This is a genomic window from Elstera litoralis (assembly GCF_000963705.1).
Lineage (GTDB): Bacteria > Pseudomonadota > Alphaproteobacteria > Elsterales > Elsteraceae > Elstera > Elstera litoralis.
Genome location: NZ_LAJY01000787.1, coordinates 1 through 825, shown reverse-complemented (window position 1 = coordinate 825; position 825 = coordinate 1). Strand labels below are relative to the sequence as shown.

Annotated in this window: 1 protein-coding gene; it reads right to left on the bottom strand. The window is 58.2% G+C overall.

Translation table 11 applies throughout. The features are described 5' to 3' along the window. Positions 1-283: 283 nt before the first annotated feature. Positions 284-825: glutaminase (locus VZ95_RS19780; protein ID WP_045777393.1), on the bottom strand; the 542-nt coding region annotated here is incomplete at its 5' end.

Genomic DNA, 825 nt, shown 5'->3' with positions numbered 1-825 from the left:
ATCGATGTCCCCACCGACAGCAACCTTACTAATCCTAAACTCTCTATCTCTAGAAGGTTCAGAACCAGCAACCAAACAGGCCGCCGACTCCAAAACCCTTCCCCATTAACCTACAATGTCAAAAGAACCCCGGAACTTCTCAGCTCCAACCCCAGTTTCGTCAGCGTTTTCAGTGACTTAGTCACCGGCACCGCGTCGCTGGGAAGCGCTTTATAGGCCTAACAACAAAACCCCGCAAGCGCTTTTTCGGAAAACATCATAAGGAACCCTCAAACCCGCGATTTCACGCGCCGAACACCGACCAACCCGCGCGCTGGGCGAGCTTCTCTAAGGCCAAGGTACCGAGCAGAGAGTTGCCATTGCTATTGAGCCCCGGCGACCACACGGCAATCGCCGCCTGCCCCGGCACGATGGCGAGAATACCGCCGCCGACGCCGCTCTTGCCCGGCAACCCGACCCGATAGGCGAAATCGCCCGAGGCATCGTAATGGCCGCAGGTGAGCATGAGGGCATTGATCCGGCGCGCGCGCTCCCGCGAGACGACTGACCCATTCTTCGGCAACCGCCCATCATTGGCGAGAAACAGCCCGGCCTTGGCGAGTTGGGCGCAACTGAGCGCAAGGGCACATTGGTGGAAATAGACCCCGAGGGTGAGATCGACCGGATGATGCAGGTTGCCAAAAGCGCGCATATAATTGGCGAGCGCCTGATTGCGGAAGCCGGTTTCGGTCTCTGATTTCGCCACGGCACGATCGACGACGATACTCTCGTCATCGGCCAAAAAGCGAATGAAACGTAGGATTTCGCCCAAAGCCTCGCGCGGCT